This window comes from Salmonella sp. SSDFZ69, assembly GCF_004010755.1.
Classification (GTDB): Bacteria; Pseudomonadota; Gammaproteobacteria; order Enterobacterales; family Enterobacteriaceae; genus Salmonella; species Salmonella enterica.
On record NZ_CP034831.1, the window covers coordinates 3,227,427 to 3,249,319 of the forward strand.

The window sequence follows — 21,893 nt, forward strand, 5'->3', positions numbered from 1 at the left end:
TGCACATGCTAACATAACCAAATAAGATAGATAACGATAATTACTATCATTATCAGGGAAGTTACTATGTCATGCTCGTTTTCCGTGACGCGCGCGTTTGCCGTGCCCGGATTGTTGTTATTACTGAGTCTCGCCGCGGTTTTAAGCCTGGTCATTGGCGCGAAACCGCTGCCCGCCGCCGCCGTGCTGGAGGCGTTCACCGGCGTATGCCAAAGCGCCGACTGCACCATCGTCCTGGATGCGCGTTTGCCGCGTACGCTGGCCGGATTACTGGCAGGCGGCGCGTTGGGTCTCGCCGGGGCGCTCATGCAAACACTCACTCGCAACCCGCTCGCCGACCCGGGGATTCTGGGCGTTAACAACGGCGCCAGCTTCGCCATTGTACTGGGCGCGGCGCTGTTTGGTTTCTCCACGCCGCTGGAACAGCTTTTCATGGCATTTAGCGGCGCGCTTATCGCATCGCTGATTGTCGCCTTCACCGGTAGTCAGGGCGGCGGCCAGTTAAGCCCGGTCCGCCTGACACTGGCGGGCGTGGCGCTTGGCGCGGTACTGGAAGGACTGACCAGCGGCATCGCGCTGTTAAATCCAGAGGTCTATGACCAGCTTCGCTTCTGGCAGGCGGGATCGCTGGATATTCGCAGCCTGCAAACGTTGAAAGTCGCGCTCGCACCCGTGGTTATCGCTGGGATCGTGGCGCTATTTCTGAGCCGTGCGCTGAACAGCCTGAGCCTCGGCAGCGATACCGCGACGGCGCTGGGGAGTAAAGTGGCGCGCACCCAACTTATCGGTTTACTGGCGATTACCGTCTTGTGCGGCAGCGCAACGGCGCTGGTCGGCCCTATCGCCTTTATTGGTCTGATGATGCCGCATATGGCGCGTTGGCTGGTGGGCGCAGACCACCGCTGGTCGCTGCCAGTGACGCTACTGGCAACCCCTGCTCTGCTGCTTTTTGCCGATATTATTGGTCGTCTGTTGGTGCCGGGCGAACTCCGCGTATCGGTTGTCAGTGCGTTTATCGGCGCGCCGGTACTTATCTTTCTGGTACGCCGTAAATCGAGCGGAGGCGGCCTGTGATGTTTCTTTCTCGTCGGCTTATCGTAAGCTGCCTGCTTCTGGCGGCTGGCTGCTTCGCCATTGGCTTATGGAGTCTGCAAAGCGGCGCCGTGCCTCTTGAGACCGGGCAGATTATTGCCGCGCTGCTGGGCGACGCGCCGCGTAACATCACCCTTGTCGTAACCGAATGGCGACTACCGCGCGTATTAATGGCGCTGCTGATTGGCGCTGCGCTTGGCGTCAGTGGCGCGATTTTTCAGTCGTTGATGCGTAACCCGCTAGGCAGCCCTGATGTGATGGGCTTTAATACCGGCGCCTGGAGCGGCGTACTGGTCGCAATGGTCCTGTTTGGCCAGCATCTTACCGCGATCGCGCTGGCGGCAATGGCGGGCGGTATCGTCACGTCATTGATTGTCTGGCTGCTCGCCTGGCGTAACGGGATTGAAACTTTCCGGCTGATTATCATCGGTATCGGCATCCGCGCGATGTTAGTCGCCTTTAATACCTGGCTTCTGTTGCAGGCGTCGCTGGAAACGGCGCTCACCGCCGGCTTATGGAACGCCGGGTCGCTCAACGGTCTGACATGGGCAAAAACCTGGCCTTCGGCGCCGCTGATTATTGTAATGCTGACAGGCGCCGCGCTACTGGTGCGTCGTATGCGGCTGCTGGAGATGGGCGATGACAGCGCCTGCGCGCTGGGTGTTAGCGTGGAGCGGTCACGCCTGATGCTGATGCTGGTGGCGGTGTCGCTCACCGCTGCGGCAACGGCACTGGCTGGCCCCATCTCGTTTATTGCCCTTGTCGCGCCGCACATCGCCCGCCGCCTTAGCGGCACAGCGCGCTGGGGATTAACCCAGTCGGCGCTGTGCGGCGCGTTATTACTACTGGCCGCCGATGCGTGCGCGCAGCAACTGTTTATGCCTTATCAGCTTCCAGTGGGCGTGGTCACCGTCAGCCTCGGCGGTATTTACCTTATCGTCTTGTTAATTCAGGAGTCCCGCAAAAAATGACCGAATCCGTAGCCCGTTTGCGCGGCGACCAGTTAACGCTGGGTTATGGCAGATATACCGTCGCAAAAAACCTTAATGTTTCGATTCCGGACGGCCATTTTACCGCCATCATCGGCCCTAACGGCTGCGGCAAGTCAACGTTACTACGCACGCTAAGCCGTCTGATGACGCCTGTTGACGGCCATGTCTGGCTGGATGGCGAACAAATACAGCGTTACGCCAGTAAAGAGGTGGCGCGGCGCATCGGATTGCTGGCGCAAAACGCCACTACGCCGGGCGATATCACCGTACAAGAACTGGTCGCCAGAGGGCGTTATCCGCATCAGCCGTTATTTACCCGCTGGCGCAAGGAAGATGCCGACGCCGTCGCCAGTGCCATGCGTGCAACAGGTATCACCTCACTGGCGACGCAAAGCGTAGATACTCTGTCCGGCGGCCAACGTCAGCGGGCGTGGATAGCCATGGTGCTGGCGCAGGAAACGTCCATCATGCTGCTGGATGAGCCGACAACGTGGCTGGATATTAGCCATCAAATTGATTTGCTGGAGTTGTTAAGCGATCTCAACCGCGAAAAAGGTTATACGCTCGCCGCCGTCCTGCACGACCTGAATCAGGCCTGCCGATACGCCACGCATTTGATTGCATTACGCGAAGGTAACATTGTCGCACAGGGCGCGCCGAAAGAGATTGTTACCGCAGAGCTTATCGAAAAAATCTATGGGCTGCGCTGTATGATTATCGACGATCCGGTTGCCGGGACGCCGCTGGTGGTACCGTTGGGGCGGCGATAGTCGCCCACACAGATGAAAAAGCCGGATATCGCTATCCGGCTTTTCGGGTAAATCAGACTAACCGTTCATCTATCGCCAGCGCGTTTTCCATTTTACGCGAGACCATCGCGTGACGCAGTAATACGCCGCCGCAGGCCATCATACCGCCAATCAACGCCGCCAGGATAATAATGACCGCTTTACCCGGGCCATCTTTTTTCACTGGCAGAGACGGCGACAGTTGATATTTAAACGGGGTAAACTTCACGTCGCTCACATTCATTGCCGCCAGTTGTTCAACATGGTATTGACGGTTACGCAAATCACCGTCGATCTCGGCCACATCCGTTACCCCTTTTTCAATTTCCAGTTTGCGGGAAATACCATCCGCGCCGAGGGAAATAGAAAAATCCGGATCATCTTTTACCGCCTGACCATTGCTGTAAACCGGTCTCTTAATGCCAGCGGCGTTGGCGATTTCCAGCGAATAATGGAGACGTTGAATATTGGCATCAAGCTGGTTTTTGAGACGCACCCGATCCATCGCCAGCTTTTCCTGCTCATAGCGGGTTTTGATTTCCAGCTGGTTACGAATATTTTCCAGCGTCTCTTTCACGACGATATCGGAGATGTACTGAATATAGCCAGCCAACACTTTTTGCGCTTCTTCCCGCGTCGGCGCGGTAAAACTCAATGTCCACGACGTGAATAACGACGTTTCATTTTTCTTGCCGGCATTGCTGTCCACCGCTTTCATTTTTTCGCTCAGCACGACAATCGCCCGGTGAAGATCCTGCTCGTCTATTTGCGCGCCTTTTAATTGATCCATGACATACGGAGAAGAACGAAGATATTCTTCCAGCAGCGAGGGCGAGCTAAACTTTTTAATAAACAGATTAAATACGCTGCCCCGATCAACGCTTACCTCCATATCCAACACGCGCAACGCGGTCAACGTTCTCTCCAGCCCCTGCCACTGTACCGACTCCGCCGGTGTGACAATCGCCTGGCTGGTCCATTTTTGCGGCAGCAGAAAGGACAGAAGCAACCCCACGCACGCAAAGGCGAAAACGGTAGCAAGAATACGACGTTTCGCCTGCCATAACACCTCTATAAGGCTAAACAAATCGATTTCATGACTGTTGGCGGGCGGCAGTGAGTAACCTGCAAATGACTGATTTTTTTCTTGTTTTACATTAAGAGATGGCATGCCGTATGACCTGAAAACTTTATCCAATGAAAGAACACATTCCTGTCAGAGATTCTAACAGCAAGTCAGAATTATCCGAAACAATCTTTACGCGCCAGTGCCCGAAAAGCTAAATATTCGGAATTAAACTTGCCTGTAGCATGTATCACTTATGTTAAAAGAATTAATAGTTGCAATAAAAAACCCATAATAATTAGTAATTATTATGGGTTTCAGGATTTAATTTGTTAAAGGCAGAAACAACGCCCGTTATTTATTAATAAGTTCGCTGATGATGGGCCCGATAGTTTCAAAAGCGGAGGGAGAAATAATATCTACATGCGCGCACGGCTGGCGATAAATAGCCAAAGACGCTATCCACGGCGACCAGATCTGTTCAGGCGATACGCCTTCCGGCACCGTTTTATCCGCCACAAAGAGCGTAGCATGTCCATCAAACGGTACGCTATGCGCCGTCGTCAGCAAACGGACGGCATCCGCATAATTGCCTTCAATGGCAGTAAATAAGGCTTCGGAGGCATTTCCCTGCTGCGCGGCGACAAACGCAGCGCGTTCACGTTCAATTTCCGCCAATACGTCCGGATTGAGGCCATTCGCCTCTTTTTCCCGCCAGTTTTGCGTTTCCGGCGGCCAGGTGTCCAGTAACCCCAAAAACGCCACCGTTTCGCCGCGCGCGCGCAACCGGGCGGCGATCCCTTGCGCCAGCGTCCCGCCCAGCGAATAGCCTAATAAATAATAAGGGCCATGCGGCTGCCGGGCGAGCAATGTCGCCAGATGATGTTCACATACCTCATCAAGAGTGGTTGCGGTTTGCATAGGGCCAGCGGGGCGCGGCGACTGAATCCCCATAATCGACCACGACGGGCTGAGATAGCGTGATAATACGCTAAATTGCCAGGCGAACCCCGACGCCGGATGGAAACAAAATAACGTTGGACCATCGCTTTCACGCAGCGGCAACAGCGGCCCGAACCCCAGATTGCGCGAGCGTTCGTCATCGTCAGTATCGAGCAGCTTACTTAACTGCGCCACGTCAGACGCCACCATCACCTGCCCCGGCGTCACCTGGCGGTTAAACGTCTGACTTAGCTGCGCGGCCAGTTTCATCGCCAGCAGCGAGTGTCCGCCCAGCGCAAAGAAATCACTTTCAACGTCATTAATCTCACAGCCCAGCAGGCGGGAAAACGCCGCGGCGACAGCAATCTCCGTTGCGGACTGCGGCGCACGCCCTTTCACGCGCGGCGTCAGGTCCGGCAGCGGCAGGGCTTTACGATCCAGCTTGCCATTAGCGCTAAGCGGCAAGCTGGCAAGTTGCAACAACACAACCGGCACCATATGCGCGGGAAGTTTTTGGCGTAATTTTTCCTGCAGCGCCGGTAAATCCAGCGGCAAACCGGAGTGCGACACCAGATAGCCGACCAGTTGCCGGGCATCCCCGCCCGTCGCCGCCGCCTGATTAAAGACGCAGGCATGTGCTACCGCCTGTTCAACATCCGGCAGCGTTTGCATGACGCGGTCAATCTCGCCCAGTTCAATACGTTGCCCCCGAATTTTGAGCTGATCGTCGCTGCGCCCCAGGTATTCTACCGCGCCGGAATCCAGCCAGCGCGCCACATCTCCGGTACGGTACATCCGTTCGCCTGGCGCAAAAGGATCGGCGATAAAACGGCTGGCGGTAAGATCCGGACGCCCCAGATAGCCCTGCGCCAGTTGGATACCGGTAAGATAGAGATCGCCAGCCACGCCCGGCGGCACCGGCTGCATATGCGCATCGAGAATACGTAAACCGGTATTCCAGACGGGATAACCAATCGGGATACTGTTGCCGTCAACAGCCGCCAGCTCATCGCCACAGGCCGGATACCAGCTCACATCCACCGCGGCCTCCGTTGGCCCGTACAGATTGTGTAGCGGCGCGTTGGTTAACGTCTCCCATTCGCGGCACAGCGCCGTCGGCAGGGCCTCGCCGCTACAGAAAACGCGCTTTAAGGAAGCGCATCTTTTCCCAGCCGACGCTGGCGTGAGCGAGGCAATAAAGGCCGCCAGCATCGACGGCACAAAATGAGTGGTCGTGACGCCGTATTGCGCAAAGAACCGCTGCATCGCGAGCGGGTCGCGGTGCGCTTCCGGCTCGGCCATCACCAGTTTCGCCCCGGCGATAAACGGCCAGAAAAACTCCCATACTGAGACGTCAAAACTGCACGGCGTTTTTTGCGCTACTACATCATCCGCCGTCAACGGATAGTGATCCTGCATCCACAGCAGCCGGTTGACTATCGCCGTTTGTCCCACCATCACCCCTTTCGGCCTGCCCGTCGAGCCAGAGGTGAAAATGATGTAAGCGGTATGATGCGGTAACGACAGCCCCAGCGGAGTGGCGTCACTGACCGGTAGCGGTTGGCTATAACACAAATATTCCATCCCCGGAATATCGTGAAAGCGCGCCAGCTGCGCCTGAGTCGTAATTAACAGTTTCGGCTGCGCATCTTCCAGCATCATTCGCAGCCGATCGTCAGGATAACCGGTATCCAGCGGCAGCCAGGCGGCGCCCGCCTCGACAATGCCATGCAGCGCTAAGGTCAGGAAAACCGACCGCGGCAACGCCACCGCCACGCTATCGCCAGGCTGAACGCCGCGTTCCCGCAGCGCGTACGCCAGCGCCACAACCTGTTCGCGCATTTCACGGTAGGTAAAATGATAATGCGCATCTGCCAACGCGGAAGCCTCTGGCGTTCTTTGCGCCTGCTGCGCCACCAAATCGCTAAGCGTGGCGGCGGGAATCGTTACCGCCGTATTATTAAGGTGTGCTAATTGCGTTTGTTCTTCCGCCAGCAGCATTTGCGCATCGCCGCAGCGCAGCGCCGGGTTATCCGCAAACTGCGTGATAAGCGCCATCAATCGTAAGGCATGGCGGGAGAGCGTGGCATCATCGTAACGCTGTGCATTCGCCAGCAATTCAATATCCAGACCGCCGTTTTCATCCGGAAAAAGCGCCAGTTCAAGATCGTTAACCGGCCCCGTCGCCAGGGTATGGGTTTGCGCCTGTATGCCAGGAAGAGCCAGATGATAATCAAATACTTTTATATTGAGCACAGGGCCAAATAGCGGCGTCTCCCCTGCGGCTCGCCCGCTATCGCGTACAATCTGTTCGGCGTCGTAACGCTGGTGGCGGCGCATCTTCTTTAACTGCGCCGCAAGACGCTTCGCCAGCGTTGGCAGATCTTCCGTCGCATGAAGGTTAATCGCCAGCGGCAACACGTTAAGGACAGGCCCGGTCGCCGTTAACGCCGCCGAACCCATCCGCCGCATAAAGATAAATCCGGCGGCATAATCCATACGCCCGCATAATCGTCCCAGCCACAACGTCACCAGCGCCAGGGCAAGATCCGCTCGCGGTATCTCAGGCATGTGCGCCGCCAGTTGGCGAAACGCCCCCGCCGGCGCGCTCAATTTCATACGTAGAATATCCGCGCTCGCCGACCGCCCCGGCAACGGCGCGGCAGACATTGACGCCGGCGGCGGCAGCTCGCGGCGCTGCTGCGCCCAGAAGGCGCCGTCACGCTGCCAGGCCTCGCTCTGGCGATAGCGCTGATATTCCTCGACCACATCCGCAAAGGGGGTAAAAGGCGACTCCGGCGTAGGAGCGTCGCTCTGCCAGGCGCGATAAATCGCCGCAATCTGGCGGGTTATCGCCGGGAAGCTAAAGCCATCCACCAGCAAATGGTGATAGCGCTGATACCAATACCAGCGGGTATCATCAATGCGGATTAACTGGTGAAACGCCAGCGGCTTACCGCTATCTGCGCGCAGGTTTTGCCGTAAATCCGCCTGCATTAACGCCTGCGCCGCGTAATGCGGATCGGGCTGGTCGCGTAAATCGGCAATCGGGGGCTCGCCGAAGGTGTGCTCAGGATCTATCCATTGCCAGACCTCGCCGTTCTCTTCGGTAAAACGCATCCGTAGCGTATCCGCCTGTTGCATCCCTACTGCTACCGCTTTTGCCAGCAAGGCGGCATCCAGCTCGCCATTCAGTTCCACATAGTGCGCCACGCTCCAGGCGGAGGGTAAATCAGAGAGTTTTTCTGCCATCCAGATCCCCGGCTGGGCGGCGACTAACGGTAAACGCTGCGTCATTTCGCCTCCTGCTTATCGGCATAATGCGCCGGATTCAGTGTTGTCCAGCTCGTATTAAGCCACTGCTGGCACGCGTCCTGCGATTGCGGTTCGCATACCACGTCCCAGCCTGCGGGAAGCGCACATGCCGCTGGCCAAAGGCTGAATTGACGCTGCGCATTTTGCAGGATGTAAAACTGTCCCTGCGGATTATCGAAGGGATTACTGAATTCCATACTCAACTCCTGTCATGGACATGTGCCCGGTTAAAGCGTGTCGATAAGCGGCTGCCAAAGCAGCATCAGACCTTGCGTTAGCCCGCCGCGCCAGCAAAGCGCATCGTGTCCGCCGTCAACCTGACGCCAGAAAATGGACTGTTGCGAGGTATTCAGTTGGGCATAAAGCGCCTGATTCGCCTGAAACACGATCGGCTCACGCACGCCGGCTTCCAGTACGATACGCAGTCCGCGCGCGCATAATGCGCCGGTTTTCAGCCGGGTAATGACTTCCCCCTCCGGCGGGGTGATGCGATGAGGCCACCAGAACGATCCTGACTGGCTTAGTACACAGCCAAAACGCGTCGGCCAGTTCAGGCCGGCATACAGCGCCGACAGGCCGCCAAAACTCTGTCCGGCGACCACCGTTCGCCCGGCATCATCGCTAAAAGGCGTCACGGCTCTGACTTGCGGCAACAGTTCCTGCTGCACCGCCAGCCAGAAGTCGGCATTGCAGGGCAACTCCTGGCTGCGGTGTTGAGTATCAATCGCGTCAATCAGCAGATAGACGGCACCGGGAAGCAGGCGTTGATGAGTCAGCGAGGCGAGTGCGGGCCAGACGGGCATATTTTCCGCCCAGAATTGACCGTCCAGCAGAATAGCCAACGGTCTTTCCTCCGGCGCCTCGTCTCCGGTCGTCAATATCCATACGCGGCGGGAGTTACCCAGACGTTCGCTATGCCACTGCATCATCAAAGGCGGCGAGTACGGCGTTTCAGGACGATCCCATCCCGGCTGAAGGGGCGCACCCGGCATTTCCAGCGCTGAAACCGCATGACCACGTCCTCCCCGCCAGCTTCGCGAATTAAGCGGGTCGGCAATCGCCTGCGGTAATAGCTGTCGCCAGCCTTCACGCAGCGCGTTCCGATCGGGCGTTTCGCCCGGCGCAAAAGCGGCAAAAACGTCATCGCGTTCGGTAGGAATAAAACAGTAGCTGCCGCGCCAGTTAGCGCTAAGCGCCGTACTCCAGCGCCAGACATCCGTTCCGGCAATACGCGCCATCGTCTGAGGCTGCGCGTTTTGATGATGATCGGTTACGCCAGTGATGTAGACCCAGACACGCCGTATCGGGGAGTGTGTTTCGTTTCCCTGCGGGTCGCGCCACCAAAAAGTGACCCGATAATTTCCGTCTTTTTCCCGTATCCATTCCGGCCCGGTTTTCGTCCTCCACCAGGCCTCACTTCCCGTTGCCAGCGCCTCTTTCATTATAACCCTGTGTTTATTATGAATTTTGTATATAAAAGGTGAAATATATTGATAATATTATTGATAACTATTTGCATTTGCAATAGCGTATTGTCGCGCTATGGGACGCGCGAACACAATTTCACCACCCGGCCAATGCCTTTGACGGGCGCTTTGGCTTATGTGGCTAAAGAAAAGCAGGATATACAATGAACAAGAAGATTCATTCCCTGACCTTACTGGTCAATTTAGGGATTTACGGGGCCGCTCTGCCCGTGATGGCGGAAGACAAAACCGATAGCGCTGCGCTCACCAATGAAGACACCATCGTGGTGACCGCTGCCCAGCAAAACCTACAGGCGCCAGGCGTATCCACCATCACCGCCGATGAGATCCGCAAAAATCCGCCCGCGCGCGACGTGTCAGAAATCATCCGCACCATGCCGGGCGTAAACCTGACCGGCAACTCCACCAGCGGTCAGCGCGGGAATAACCGCCAAATCGATATTCGCGGCATGGGGCCGGAAAACACCCTCATCCTGATAGACGGTAAACCCGTCACCAGCCGTAACTCGGTGCGCCTGGGCTGGCGCGGCGAACGCGATACCCGCGGCGATACCGCGTGGGTGCCGCCGGAGATGATCGAACGCATTGAAGTGCTGCGTGGCCCTGCCGCTGCACGTTTCGGTAACGGCGCGGCGGGTGGCGTGGTCAATATCATTACCAAAAAAGGCGGTAGCGAGTGGCACGGTTCCTGGAATACCTATTTCAACGCGCCGGAACATAAAGACGAAGGCGCGACCAAACGCACTAACTTTAGCCTGAACGGCCCGCTGGGCGGGGATTTCAGCTTCCGTCTGTATGGCAACCTCGACAAAACGCAGGCGGATGCGCGTAATATTAACCAGGGGCATCAGTCTGAACGTACCGGGAGTTACGCCGACACGCTACCGGCAGGACGCGAGGGGGTCATTAACAAAGATATCAACGGCGTGGTTCGTTGGGATTTTGCTCCGCTTCAGTCTCTGGAACTGGAGGCCGGATACAGTCGCCAGGGCAACCTCTATGCCGGCGATACTCAGAACACCAATACGAACCAACTGGTGAAAGATAATTACGGAAAAGAGACGAACCGCCTCTATCGGCAGAACTACTCTCTGACCTGGGACGGCGGCTGGAATAATGGCGTAACCACCAGTAACTGGGTGCAATACGAACATACCCGTAACTCCCGGATGCCGGAAGGCCTGGCAGGCGGCACCGAAGGAATTTTCGATCCCAAAGCATCGCAAAAATATGCCGATGCCGATTTGAATGACGTCACCCTACACAGCGAAGTGAGCCTCCCTTTCGATCTGCTGGTCAATCAAAACCTGACGCTGGGTACCGAATGGGCCCAACAGCGTATGAAAGACGAGCTCTCCAACTCGCAAACCTTTATGGGGGGAAATATCCCGGGTTACAGCAGTACCAATCGTAGCCCCTATTCAAAAGCGGAAATTTTCTCTCTGTTTGCTGAAAACAACATGGAACTGACCGACAGCACCATGCTGACGCCGGGGCTACGTTTCGATCATCACAGTATTGTGGGGGATAACTGGAGCCCGTCGCTGAACCTGTCGCAAGGTCTGGGGGATGACTTTACCCTGAAAATGGGAATCGCCCGCGCTTATAAAGCCCCGAGTCTGTACCAGACTAACCCAAACTATATTTTGTACAGTAAAGGTCAGGGTTGCTACGCGACTGGCGCGGGTACCGGCATCGGCTGCTATATGATGGGTAACGATGATCTGAAAGCCGAAACCAGCATCAATAAAGAGATCGGTCTGGAATTTAAACGCGATGGCTGGCTGGCCGGCATCACCTGGTTCCGCAATGATTACCGCAATAAGATCGAAGCGGGTACGGTGCCGTTGCAGCGTATCAACAACGGCAAAACGGATGTTTATCAGTGGGAGAACGTGCCGAAAGCGGTCGTTGAAGGTCTGGAAGGCACGTTAAACGTACCGGTTAGCGACACCGTCAACTGGACGAATAACGTTACGTATATGCTGCAGAGCAAAAACAAAGAGACCGGCGAACGCCTGTCGATTATTCCACAGTACACGCTTAACTCAACCCTGAGCTGGCAGGTACGTCAGGACGTTTCTCTGCAATCGACCTTCACCTGGTACGGCAAACAAGAGCCGAAGAAATATGATTATCAGGGTAACCCCGTTACCGGAACAGATAAGCAAGCGGTCAGCCCATACAGTATTGTTGGCCTGAGCGCGACCTGGGACGTGACCAAAAATGTCAGCCTGACCGGTGGCGTGGATAACCTCTTTGACAAACGTCTGTGGCGTGAAGGTAACGCGCAAACCGTCAGGGATACTCAAACTGGCGCTTATATGGCGGGCGCTGGCGCGTACACCTATAACGAACCGGGGCGTACGTGGTATATGAGCATTAATACCCATTTCTGATGGCAACCTTCCCTCCCTCATTCGGGGAGGGAATTGGCAAAAACGATGCTGACATCTCATTTTCCCCTTCCCTTTGCCGGACACAGGCTGCATATCGTCGACTTTGATGCGAGCAGCTTTCACGAACACGACCTGCTATGGCTTCCTCATCACGATCGGCTCCGGTCTGCCGGACGCAAGCGTAAAGCTGAACATCTGGCAGGCCGCATCGCCGCCGTTCATGCGCTACGCGAGGTGGGCGTCAGGACAGTGCCCGGTATTGGCGAGAAGCGACAGCCGCTATGGCCGGACGGCCTATTTGGCAGCATCAGCCACTGTGCGACAACGGCGCTGGCCGTCATATCCCGACAGCGTATCGGCATTGATATAGAAAAAATCATGAGTCAGCACACGGCGACAGAGCTGGCGCCGTCCATTATTGATAGCGATGAGCGCCAAATTCTCCAGGCGAGCTCGCTCCCTTTTCCGCTTGCCCTGACGCTGGCTTTCTCCGCCAAAGAGAGCGTTTATAAAGCCTTTTCAGACCGCGTCACGCTCCCGGGATTCGATAGCGCAAAAGTTACCTTGCTTAACGCCACGCACATCTCGTTACATCTGCTGCCAGCCTTTGCCGCCATGATGGCTGAACGTACCGTCCGTACAGAATGGTTTCAACGTGGCAATAGCGTTATTACTCTAGTTTCTGCAATAACGCGCTTTCCCCACGACAGGAGCGCTCCCGCTTCTATACTTAGCGCAATCCCCCGATAAATGAGATCGCTATGGCGCTGAATGATTTTCACGTTTCTGAACCTTATACGCTTGGTATTGAGCTGGAGATGCAGGTGATCAATCCACCTGGCTACGATTTAAGCCAGGACTCTTCTACGCTGATCGACTCCGTTAAGCCCCAACTTACTGCGGGAGAAATTAAGCACGATATCACCGAAAGTATGCTGGAGATGGCCACGGGCGTCTGCCGCGATATTGACCAGGCGGCGGCCCAACTTTCTGCCATGCAGCACGTTATTTTACAGGCGGCGTCGGAACACCATCTCGGCATTTGCGGCGGCGGTACGCACCCTTTTCAAAAATGGCAGCGTCAGGAGGTCTGTGATAATGAGCGCTATCAACGCACGCTGGAAAATTTCGGCTACTTAATTCAACAGGCGACGGTTTTCGGCCAGCATGTCCACGTCGGCTGCGCGAACGGCGACGATGCGATTTATCTTTTACACGGGCTGTCGCATTTTGTGCCGCACTTTATTGCGCTCTCCGCCGCGTCCCCCTATATGCAAGGATCTGACACCCGTTTTGCCTGCGCGCGCCTGAATATTTTTTCCGCTTTTCCCGATAACGGTCCCATGCCGTGGGTCAGTAACTGGCAAGAGTTTGCCGGACTATTTCGCCGTCTGTCTTACACCACGATGATCGACAGCATCAAAGATTTGCACTGGGATATCCGCCCCAGCCCGGCCTTTGGCACGGTAGAAGTTCGGGTGATGGATACGCCGCTCACCCTTGATCATGCCATCAATATGGCAGGGTTGATTCAGGCGACCGCGCACTGGCTGCTGACCGAGCGTCCCTTTAAACCGCAGGAACAAGACTATCTGTTATATAAATTCAACCGTTTTCAGGCTTGCCGCTATGGTCTGGAGGGCGTGCTAACCGATGTCTATACCGGCGACCGCCGTCGCCTGGCAGATGATACGCTGCGTCTGCTGGACAACGTTACCCCCTCTGCGCGCAAGCTGGGCGCCGACAGCGCCATTGACGCGCTACGTCTGCAGGTGAAAAAAGGCGGTAACGAAGCGCAATATATGCGGGAGTTTATTGCCGACGGCGGATCGCTGATAGGTCTGGTACAAAAACATTGTGAAATCTGGGCGGGACAATAGACAGCATATTTGCCTTACCAGGCGATATCCCGGACAATGGCGTTTTAACTTACGTTTAACAAAACCATGAAACACCCGCTTGAATCATTGATGACCGCTGCCGGTATTTTGCTGATGGCGTTGCTCTCCAGCCTGCTGCTGCCCGCCCCTTCGCTCGGCCTTGCGCTGGCGCAAAAACTGGTCGGGATCTTTCATCTTATGGATCTCAACCAGCTTTATACTTTGTTGTTTTGTTTATGGTTTCTGTTGCTCGGCGCGCTGGAATATTATGTTATTCGCTTTATCTGGCGGCGCTGGTTTTCGCTGGCCGATTAAACATTTCAATGCGTACGGCCATGCTTTTCTTTACGATAAGCGCCTGGCGGCAGGTTGAACGTGCGGGTAAAAATGCGCGTAAAGGTTTGCTGCGAATCAAAACCATACTTGAGACAAATATCATACACCTTCTGGTCGGTGTCGAGCAGGTCGCGCGCCGCCAGTTTTAGCTTCCGTTCACGCACGTAGCGCCCCAGACTCTCCCCTTTGTACTGCATAAAAAGGCGCTGCAGGTGCCACTTGGAATATCCCGCATGACGGGCAATATCATCAATACGTAACGGCTGATTCAAATTATCATCAATCCACTCGACAATCGTGTCGATAACCTGAGCGGAAATGGTCATCGTGCTCTCCCCTCTATCAAACTCGTCAGCGGCTCCCGCACCGCACATTTACGGCAACAGCAATAAGCATAGTAATAACCACACAAATTGTGAGACGGCTTATCGCATGGCCTGCAATATGCTTTTCTACCACTTCATGCGGCAGCCCTTGATTATGAGTGAGTAAGCACTCATTATAGAAAGCAAAGATACGCCGTCAAGGTACTTTTCAAAGGTTGACATTCACCGTTGCGACGCGACAACGGGCATGATTCAATCATGTTTTTCCAGACATAAGGGTAACGTGTAGTGGCTCGTCCGAAGAGTGAAGACAAAAAACAAGCATTACTGGAAGCGGCAACCCAGGCGATAGCGCAATCCGGTATCGCCGCCTCAACGGCGGTGATTGCGCGTAACGCAGGTGTTGCAGAAGGAACATTGTTTCGCTATTTCGCGACCAAAGATGAGCTGATTAACACGTTGTATTTGCATTTAAAGCAGGATCTCTGCCAGTCAATGATAATGGAGCTGGATCGATCCATTACCGATGCCAAAATGATGACTCGTTTTATCTGGAACAGTTACATCAGTTGGGGTCTGAACCATCCCGCGCGCCATCGGGCGATCCGTCAACTGGCCGTCAGCGAAAAGCTCACCAAAGAGACGGAACAACGGGCCGACGATATGTTCCCCGAATTGCGCGATTTATGTCATCGTTCCGTTTTGATGGTGTTTATGTCGGATGAGTACCGCGCCTTCGGCGACGGCCTTTTTCTGGCGCTGGCTGAAACAACAATGGATTTCGCCGCGCGCGATCCCGCTCGCGCTGGCGAATATATTGCGCTGGGATTCGAAGCCATGTGGCGCGCGCTGACTCGCGAGGAGCAATAATGGACGGTCAAACACTGCACGCCTGTGCAAAACGCTTTGCGCTGGAACTGCCTTTTACCGAACACTGCTGGCCTTTCGGCCCACAGTACGATGTGTTTAAAGTCGGCGGCAAAATATTCATGCTTTTCACTGAACATCACTGTCGCCCAGTGGTGAACCTGAAGTCGGATCCCCAAAAATCCCTGGTAAATCAACAAATTTACCCCAGCATTGCGCCTGGCTATCACATGAATAAGAAACACTGGATTTCAGTCTATGCGGGCGAGGATATCACCGTCTCGCTACTCAACGATTTGATAAATGACTCATGGAATCTGGTTGTAGACGGGCTGCCTAAAAGAGAGCAACTGCGCCTGCGACCGCGCTGATGCAATAACCGTTTCCGCATTTTCCTCCCTTATCTTTTTACCGATAACCCGGTACCCTGCTGATACAAAAGGGTACTAAACCAACCAGGAGCATTTATGGATATCGTTTCTGTCGCCTTACAGCGCTACTCCACTAAGGCGTTCGATCCCAGCAAAAAACTGACCGCCGAAGAAGCGGATAAAATAAAAACACTACTACAGTACAGCCCCTCCAGCACCAATTCCCAGCCGTGGCACTTTATTGTCGCCAGTACGGAAGAAGGCAAAGCGCGCGTAGCAAAATCCGCTGCCGGAAACTACACGTTCAACGAACGCAAAATGCTGGACGCCTCCCATGTGGTGGTCTTCTGCGCCAAAACCGCAATGGATGACGCATGGCTTGAGCGCGTCGTCGATCAGGAAGATGCTGATGGCCGTTTCGCTACGCCGGAAGCTAAAGCGGCAAATGATAAAGGTCGCCGCTTTTTCGCCGATATGCACCGCGTCTCGCTGAAAGATGACCACCAGTGGATGGCGAAGCAGGTTTATCTGAACGTCGGCAACTTTCTGCTGGGCGTCGCCGCGATGGGTCTCGACGCCGTCCCCATTGAAGGTTTCGACGCCGAGGTGCTCGACGCTGAATTTGGTCTGAAAGAAAAAGGCTATACCAGTCTGGTCGTGGTGCCGGTCGGCCATCATAGCGTCGAGGATTTCAACGCCGGGCTGCCGAAATCACGTCTGCCGCTTGAAACCACACTGACGGAAGTCTAATCCCCTGCCTAAGCCGGACGCCCGTCCGGCTTTTTTCACCTTTCTGCCAGGTTCCCCAATGATCAATGGCGCGAAGTGCCAGGTTTTACATCGCTAGTGTTAACTTTCTCTTTCAAGCCATTGAAAATAAATAACATTTAAAACTGGCACGCCGTTTGCCATATCTGGATACCCCCTATCTGGATGAAGGAGAAAACGGCGTGACACCGGTTTGCGCCTACGATGGCGATATTGTCACCACGGGGTTGGCCCTCCCTGGCGTGTCATCAAAATCGGGCGCTAAACCCAACGTTATAACGGGTTTGATTGCCATCGCTTAACCCTGCCGTTTGCGCCAGCCCGGCGAAAGCGGACACCGTTGCCGACAGCGGAAAATCTGCGCCAATCGCGATATCAACCCAGTTTTTATCCTGCGCTTTTCCGTCGCGGCTAAACGTCAGCGCGGTCGATTTAAGGCCGCCGTTCGCCACATACGTATCATCGCCAAACTGACGGCGATAATTAATCTGCGCCCAGGAGTGAATGATGCTGTGGCGGAGATCCAGACGCCAACCCGCGCTACCCACCTGCGAATGGGCGTTTTGGTCGCCAAAACGCATTGATGTACTGGTATTGAGCTTCTCGCTATAACCATTAACGTGGCTGTAATCCCATGCATATTGCAGCATCGGTCCGGTCGTTAACCACGGCATCATGACAAAATCATAACCACTGGTTAACCTCGCGCCCCACAGCCGACCGTTGGTTTCGCCCTCTTCCACCCGTCTTAGCGCACCGAGCGTGATACTGCGCTGAATGTTACTGAATTTAGCGGACAGGTAGTGTAAATCGCTATCCAGCCACGCCTGACCGGCGCGTAAATGGCTGAATACGGCGGCCTGAAAACCGCGGGCGTCATAACGATAATTATCGTCAGGATGTTGCTTATCCAGAGAACCGGCTATCAGCCCTCCCAGCAGTACCTGCTCGTTAAGCTGATAATCGACGCCAACCGTCAGATTATTATGATTACCGTTCCCGTCGGCCTCATTATTATCATAACGTTGATATCCCCCGCTGTATCCACCGAACATGCCCAGTGAACCAACAGGATTTTCCCCCTGGCGAAGCTGCTGATAACGGCTGTCAAGCGTGGTACGACTACCTTGCGCCATCGACTGAACGCTTTGGTTCAGATATGTCGCCTGTACCGGCGCGGCAATGATCGACTGGATATATTGCGCAATAATGGTATGGACCTGCGGACCGGGATGTAAATGATCGGCAAACAGATAGTCCTGCGACGCATTAAATCCTGGCATTGCCGAGGAGCACGCCGAAGCGGATACGCCCGGCGGGCAGGCCATGCCTACGGTATTTGTCAGACCAAACGCCTGCGGGTTGGCAAGAATTTCCTTAAAGAGGCCGTTGATATCGGCACGGGCTATATTGCCGCCGTGTTGCTCCAGCCCCTTCTCTTCCATCTGATTATAATAATCGGTCAGAGCTGACGCCTGCCCTGCCGCCGCTTCATAGCCCGCCAGCAGTTGCTCAACGAGCAGTTGCTGAATAAACGGATTGCTGCTTACCGTTGCAGCCGCCGCCAGCAACGCCTTGCGGATCGCCTGTTGCCGACTGGCGAAATCGGGCGTAGCGCCCTCCGCCAGCGCCTCTAACGCCGCTTTTAGCGCCGGGGGCGCCGCTGCGCCCAGCCCGGCGGTGATTACCGCCTCCAGAAGCATTGGCGTCGCACTAATATCCGGTACGTTTGGCACCACGACCAGCCCGGCGCCGGCATCCAGTAACAGCCCTACCTGCGCCGCCGCGCTAGTGGCGCTATTACCGGCTATTTGCTGTGCCATGGCAGGTCGCGCGATGGCCGCCGCCAGATCGTTTCCGCCGACCCAGTGAATATACAAACCGTTGTGGTCGGCTTTTCCCCCCGTTTTGGCAAGCCACTGCCGTACCTGATCGGCGGTATTATCCTGCGGGTTTAATTCCGGGGTCGCCGTCGCGCCGCCGGCGGCATAATTAGAGCCGCCATTGCTGGAAGGGCTTAATTCCAGCCCATATCGTTCGGCCAACTGTTCGTCGTAGAGCTTATTTTGACCACTATCCCAGGTCCAGCGACCGTTATTCCCGGTATCGCTAAGGCTATCGCCAATTACCGTAAGAGAATCAAACGCACAGGCAGATAATGGCGCGGCCAGCGCCAGCGAGAGTATGCCGTATTTTAGCAGGGTACGCTTTTGGGTCATCCGATGTTCCTTAATGTTATTGTTGATAGGTACGACGGTGCTAATCATTATCCGACAGAGATATTGCAATCGTTTTAAACATTCTGGTTAAAAAGTTTTCATTCATTGTTGACGGACTGGCGCCTGTTCAAAAAGAGGGAACCGCGTAAAATAACGACGTTTATAGGGCGCTGGATAAAATATAGCGTATGGATAGCCCCAGAGGCGCTTTTACCCGTCTGTTGCTGATTATGCCTGAAGCGCAGGCGTCCTGATTTGCATAAATGCCATTCAGCAGTCATCATAGGCTGCTGTTTATAAAGGAGAGATTATGCAGGAATTGATATCCCAGGTAGAAGATTTAGCGGGAATTGAAATGAATCACACCACGTCGCTGGTGGTGATATTTGGTATTATTTTTCTGACAGCAGTTGTCGTGCATATTATTTTGCACTGGATAGTACTGCGCGCTTTCGAAAAACGTGCCAGCGCCAGTTCCCGCCTGTGGCTGCAAATTATTACCCAGAATAAATTATTCCATCGTCTGGCTTTTACGCTGCAAGGCATCATTGTCAATATTCAGGCCGCGCTCTGGCTACAAAAAGGCAGTGAGGCTGCGGATATCCTGACGACCTGCGCGCAGTTATGGATTATGACCTACGCCCTGCTGTCGTTATTTTCTCTGCTGGACGTGATTTTCAATCTATCGCAAAAATGGCCCGCCGCCTCTCAGTTACCGCTAAAAGGAATATTTCAGGGTATTAAGCTCATCGGCGCAATTATCGTCGGCATTCTGATGATCTCACTGCTGATTGGCCAGTCACCAGCAATTTTAATCAGCGGGCTGGGCGCGATGGCCGCGGTATTAATGCTGGTCTTTAAAGACCCGATTCTTGGCCTGGTTGCCGGTATCCAGCTTTCCGCCAACGATATGCTCAAACTAGGCGACTGGCTGGAGATGCCAAAATATGGCGCAGATGGCGCGGTCATTGATATTGGCTTAACCACGGTAAAAGTACGCAACTGGGATAATACCATCACCACCATTCCCACCTGGTCGCTGGTTTCCGACTCGTTCAAAAACTGGAGCGGCATGTCTGCGTCCGGCGGACGCCGGATTAAACGCAGCATTAATATTGACGCGACCAGTATCCATTTTCTGGATGATGATGAAAAACAGCGGCTGTTAACCGCGCAACTGTTAAAGCCGTACCTTACCAGCCGTCATCAGGAAATCGATGAATGGAATAAACAACTGGATGCGCCGGAATCAGCCTTAAATCACCGCCGAATGACCAATATCGGGACATTTCGCGCCTATCTGAACGAATATTTACGCCACCATCCGCGCATCCGTAAAGACATGACGCTGATGGTACGCCAACTGGCGCCTGACGATCATGGTTTGCCGATAGAGATCTACGCCTTTACCAATACCGTCGTGTGGCTGGAATATGAGAGCATTCAGGCCGATATTTTCGACCATATTTTTGCCGTGGTGGAAGAGTTCGGCTTGCGTATTCATCAGACGCCGACCGGCAGCGATATTCGCGCGCTGTCAGGGACATTGCGGCATTAATGGATTGCCCGATCGCATGAGCATGGGATCGGGCAAAAAAGTTAATGAGACTTACGGCGCAAAACGGTAAACGCGATAAACAGGAATACAATCCATACCGGCAGCAAAATCGCCGACAATCGCATATCGTCCATCGTACACATTAACACCAGAATCAGCGCCAGAAACGCAATGCACAAATAGTTTCCGGCGGGATAGAACAGCGCCTTAAATTGCGTCTCGCGCCCTTTACGACGCATCGCCGCGCGAAAACGTAAATGCGCGAGACAGATCATTATCCAGTTTAGCAATAGCGTCGCGACAACCAGTGCCATCAACAGGCTAAACGCTTTTTGCGGCAACAGATAGTTGATCAGCACCACCAGCGAGGTAATCGCTCCGGAAAGTATCAGCGAGTTCACCGGCACGCCGCGATGGCTGACGCGGGTTAAAAATTTCGGCGCATTGCCTTGTACGGACAGGCCGAACAGCATTCGGCTGTTCGAATAAACGCCGCTGTTATACACCGAAAGCGACGCGACCAGAATAACGAAATTCAGCGCCGAAGCCACCACATTACTGTCCAGGTTATGGAAGATCATCACAAAAGGGCTGCTATTGGATTTCACCTCTACCCATGGATAGAGCGCCAGCAACACCACCAGCGAACCGATGTAGAACAGCAAAATACGGTATACCACCTGATTCACCGCTTTCGGAATGCTTTTTTGTGGATCGCGCGCTTCCGCCGCAGTAATGCCGATCAGCTCCAGTCCGCCAAAAGAAAACATAATCACCGCCAGCGACAGAAGCAAACCATGCCAACCGGTAGCGAAGAAACCGTTATAACGCCAGAGGTTATCAATGCTGGCATGTTCGCCGCCGTGGCCGGAGAACAGCAACCACAGACCAAAACCTATCATGCCGATAATCGCCAGCACTTTAATGAGCGCGAACCAGAATTCCGTTTCGCCATACAGACGAACGTTCACCAGATTCACGGCATTAATGATAATAAAAAACGCCGCCGCCCATACCCATGTTGGTACGTCAGGCAGCCAGTACTGCATATAGATGCCCGCCGCGGTCAACTCCGCCATCCCGACCAGCACAAACATGACCCAATAGTTCCAGCCCGACAAAAAGCCCGCAAACGGCCCCCAATATTTCCAGGCGAAGTGGGCAAACGATCCGGAAACCGGCTCTTCCACGACCATTTCACCCAACTGGCGCATAATGAGAAAAGCGATAATCCCGGCAACGCCATAGCCCAACAAAACAGCCGGCCCCGCCATTTGAATCGCCGGGCCGATGCCCAGAAACAGTCCGGTGCCAATGGCGCCGCCCAGCGCAATTAGCTGAATATGGCGGTTTTGCAACCCCCGCTGAAGCGTCGGTTCATTCTTCGACGCGGCATCCGACACGCTGGCGCCGGATGCAGTTGACGCGTTTTTCACGTCCTACCCCTGTATCGTTTTTATTGAGGGGCACCTTTTAACATTTCGCTC

The 21,893-nt window shown here is 54.7% G+C and carries 18 protein-coding genes; 11 read left to right on the forward strand and 7 right to left on the reverse strand.

Annotated features, from left to right (window positions below; translation table 11 throughout):
* Positions 1–66: 66 nt before the first annotated feature.
* From fepD to fepC, 3 genes are read left to right on the forward strand one after another with little or no spacing between them, the layout of a single operon-like run.
* The gene (gene fepD / locus EOS98_RS16165) at positions 67–1,074 is read left to right on the forward strand and encodes a Fe(3+)-siderophore ABC transporter permease (RefSeq protein WP_001277870.1); all 1,008 of its coding nucleotides are present in this window, start codon (positions 67–69) and stop codon (positions 1,072–1,074) included.
* Positions 1,074–2,063 carry an iron-enterobactin ABC transporter permease gene (gene fepG / locus EOS98_RS16170; RefSeq protein ID WP_000480064.1) on the forward strand — a complete coding sequence of 330 codons (990 nt, stop codon included), beginning with the start codon at positions 1,074–1,076 and terminating at the stop codon, positions 2,061–2,063. The genes fepD and fepG overlap by 1 nt, the downstream gene beginning before the upstream one ends.
* Entirely contained in the window at positions 2,060–2,854 is a 795-nt protein-coding gene (fepC, locus tag EOS98_RS16175) for an iron-enterobactin ABC transporter ATP-binding protein (RefSeq protein WP_126524207.1), read from the forward strand. The genes fepG and fepC overlap by 4 nt, the downstream gene beginning before the upstream one ends.
* Positions 2,855–2,906: 52 nt before the next feature.
* Here the strand turns inward: fepC and wzz(fepE) are convergent, their stop codons facing one another.
* The 4 genes from wzz(fepE) to fes all read right to left on the reverse strand — a co-directional run bounded on the left by wzz(fepE) (position 2,907) and on the right by fes (position 9,637).
* On the reverse strand, positions 2,907–4,043 hold the full coding sequence (gene wzz(fepE), locus EOS98_RS16180) for an LPS O-antigen length regulator Wzz(fepE) (protein ID WP_020898520.1): 1,137 nt from the start codon (positions 4,041–4,043) through the stop codon (positions 2,907–2,909).
* Positions 4,044–4,292: 249 nt separating this feature from the next.
* Positions 4,293–8,177 carry an enterobactin non-ribosomal peptide synthetase EntF gene (gene entF / locus EOS98_RS16185; protein ID WP_127821182.1) on the reverse strand — a complete coding sequence of 1,295 codons (3,885 nt, stop codon included), beginning with the start codon at positions 8,175–8,177 and terminating at the stop codon, positions 4,293–4,295.
* Complete coding sequence (locus EOS98_RS16190; RefSeq protein ID WP_001603140.1) at positions 8,174–8,392, reverse strand: MbtH family protein; 219 nt, start codon at positions 8,390–8,392, stop codon at positions 8,174–8,176. The genes entF and EOS98_RS16190 overlap by 4 nt, the downstream gene beginning before the upstream one ends.
* Before the next feature lie 30 nt (positions 8,393–8,422).
* Positions 8,423–9,637, reverse strand: coding sequence for an enterochelin esterase (fes, locus tag EOS98_RS16195; RefSeq protein WP_000656599.1), 1,215 nt, complete (start codon positions 9,635–9,637; stop codon positions 8,423–8,425).
* Between the two features lie 188 nt (positions 9,638–9,825).
* Between fes and EOS98_RS16200 the strand changes: the two genes are divergently transcribed.
* From EOS98_RS16200 to EOS98_RS16215, 4 genes are all read left to right on the forward strand, one after another.
* Positions 9,826–12,081: a TonB-dependent siderophore receptor gene (locus tag EOS98_RS16200; protein WP_126524208.1), complete on the forward strand. Its 2,256-nt coding sequence runs from the start codon at positions 9,826–9,828 to the stop codon at positions 12,079–12,081.
* 45 nt (positions 12,082–12,126) lie between these two features.
* Complete coding sequence (gene entD / locus EOS98_RS16205; RefSeq protein ID WP_076932595.1) at positions 12,127–12,831, forward strand: enterobactin synthase subunit EntD; 705 nt, start codon at positions 12,127–12,129, stop codon at positions 12,829–12,831.
* 11 nt (positions 12,832–12,842) lie between these two features.
* On the forward strand, positions 12,843–13,961 hold the full coding sequence (locus EOS98_RS16210; RefSeq protein ID WP_076932594.1) for a YbdK family carboxylate-amine ligase: 1,119 nt from the start codon (positions 12,843–12,845) through the stop codon (positions 13,959–13,961).
* A gap of 66 nt (positions 13,962–14,027) precedes the next feature.
* On the forward strand, positions 14,028–14,276 hold the full coding sequence (locus EOS98_RS16215; RefSeq protein ID WP_000682497.1) for a DUF1158 family protein: 249 nt from the start codon (positions 14,028–14,030) through the stop codon (positions 14,274–14,276).
* 5 nt (positions 14,277–14,281) lie between these two features.
* Here EOS98_RS16215 and EOS98_RS16220 read toward each other — a convergent pair whose 3' ends face one another.
* Positions 14,282–14,623 (reverse strand): RamA family antibiotic efflux transcriptional regulator, encoded by a 342-nt coding sequence (locus tag EOS98_RS16220; RefSeq protein ID WP_000155631.1) that lies wholly within the window; start codon positions 14,621–14,623, stop codon positions 14,282–14,284.
* Positions 14,624–14,911: 288 nt separating this feature from the next.
* Here EOS98_RS16220 and EOS98_RS16225 point away from each other — a divergent pair, with 288 nt between their 5' ends.
* From EOS98_RS16225 to nfsB, 3 genes are all read left to right on the forward strand, one after another.
* The gene (locus EOS98_RS16225; RefSeq protein WP_000113609.1) at positions 14,912–15,493 is read left to right on the forward strand and encodes a TetR/AcrR family transcriptional regulator; all 582 of its coding nucleotides are present in this window, start codon (positions 14,912–14,914) and stop codon (positions 15,491–15,493) included.
* Positions 15,493–15,861, forward strand: coding sequence for an MmcQ/YjbR family DNA-binding protein (locus EOS98_RS16230; protein WP_000348989.1), 369 nt, complete (start codon positions 15,493–15,495; stop codon positions 15,859–15,861). Before EOS98_RS16225 ends, EOS98_RS16230 begins: the two co-directional genes overlap by 1 nt.
* A 96-nt stretch (positions 15,862–15,957) precedes the next feature.
* Positions 15,958–16,611, forward strand: coding sequence for an oxygen-insensitive NAD(P)H nitroreductase (nfsB, locus tag EOS98_RS16235; protein WP_000355879.1), 654 nt, complete (start codon positions 15,958–15,960; stop codon positions 16,609–16,611).
* A gap of 266 nt (positions 16,612–16,877) precedes the next feature.
* Here the strand turns inward: nfsB and EOS98_RS16240 are convergent, their stop codons facing one another.
* Entirely contained in the window at positions 16,878–18,848 is a 1,971-nt protein-coding gene (locus tag EOS98_RS16240) for an autotransporter outer membrane beta-barrel domain-containing protein (protein ID WP_126524209.1), read from the reverse strand.
* 310 nt (positions 18,849–19,158) lie between these two features.
* Between EOS98_RS16240 and EOS98_RS16245 the strand changes: the two genes are divergently transcribed.
* On the forward strand, positions 19,159–20,406 hold the full coding sequence (locus EOS98_RS16245) for a mechanosensitive ion channel family protein (RefSeq protein ID WP_001156971.1): 1,248 nt from the start codon (positions 19,159–19,161) through the stop codon (positions 20,404–20,406).
* Positions 20,407–20,447: 41 nt separating this feature from the next.
* On the opposite strand, the gene pheP is transcribed toward EOS98_RS16245, so the two are convergent.
* The gene (pheP, locus tag EOS98_RS16250) at positions 20,448–21,842 is read right to left on the reverse strand and encodes a phenylalanine transporter (protein WP_023993241.1); all 1,395 of its coding nucleotides are present in this window, start codon (positions 21,840–21,842) and stop codon (positions 20,448–20,450) included.
* Between the last annotated feature and the right edge of the window lie 51 nt (positions 21,843–21,893).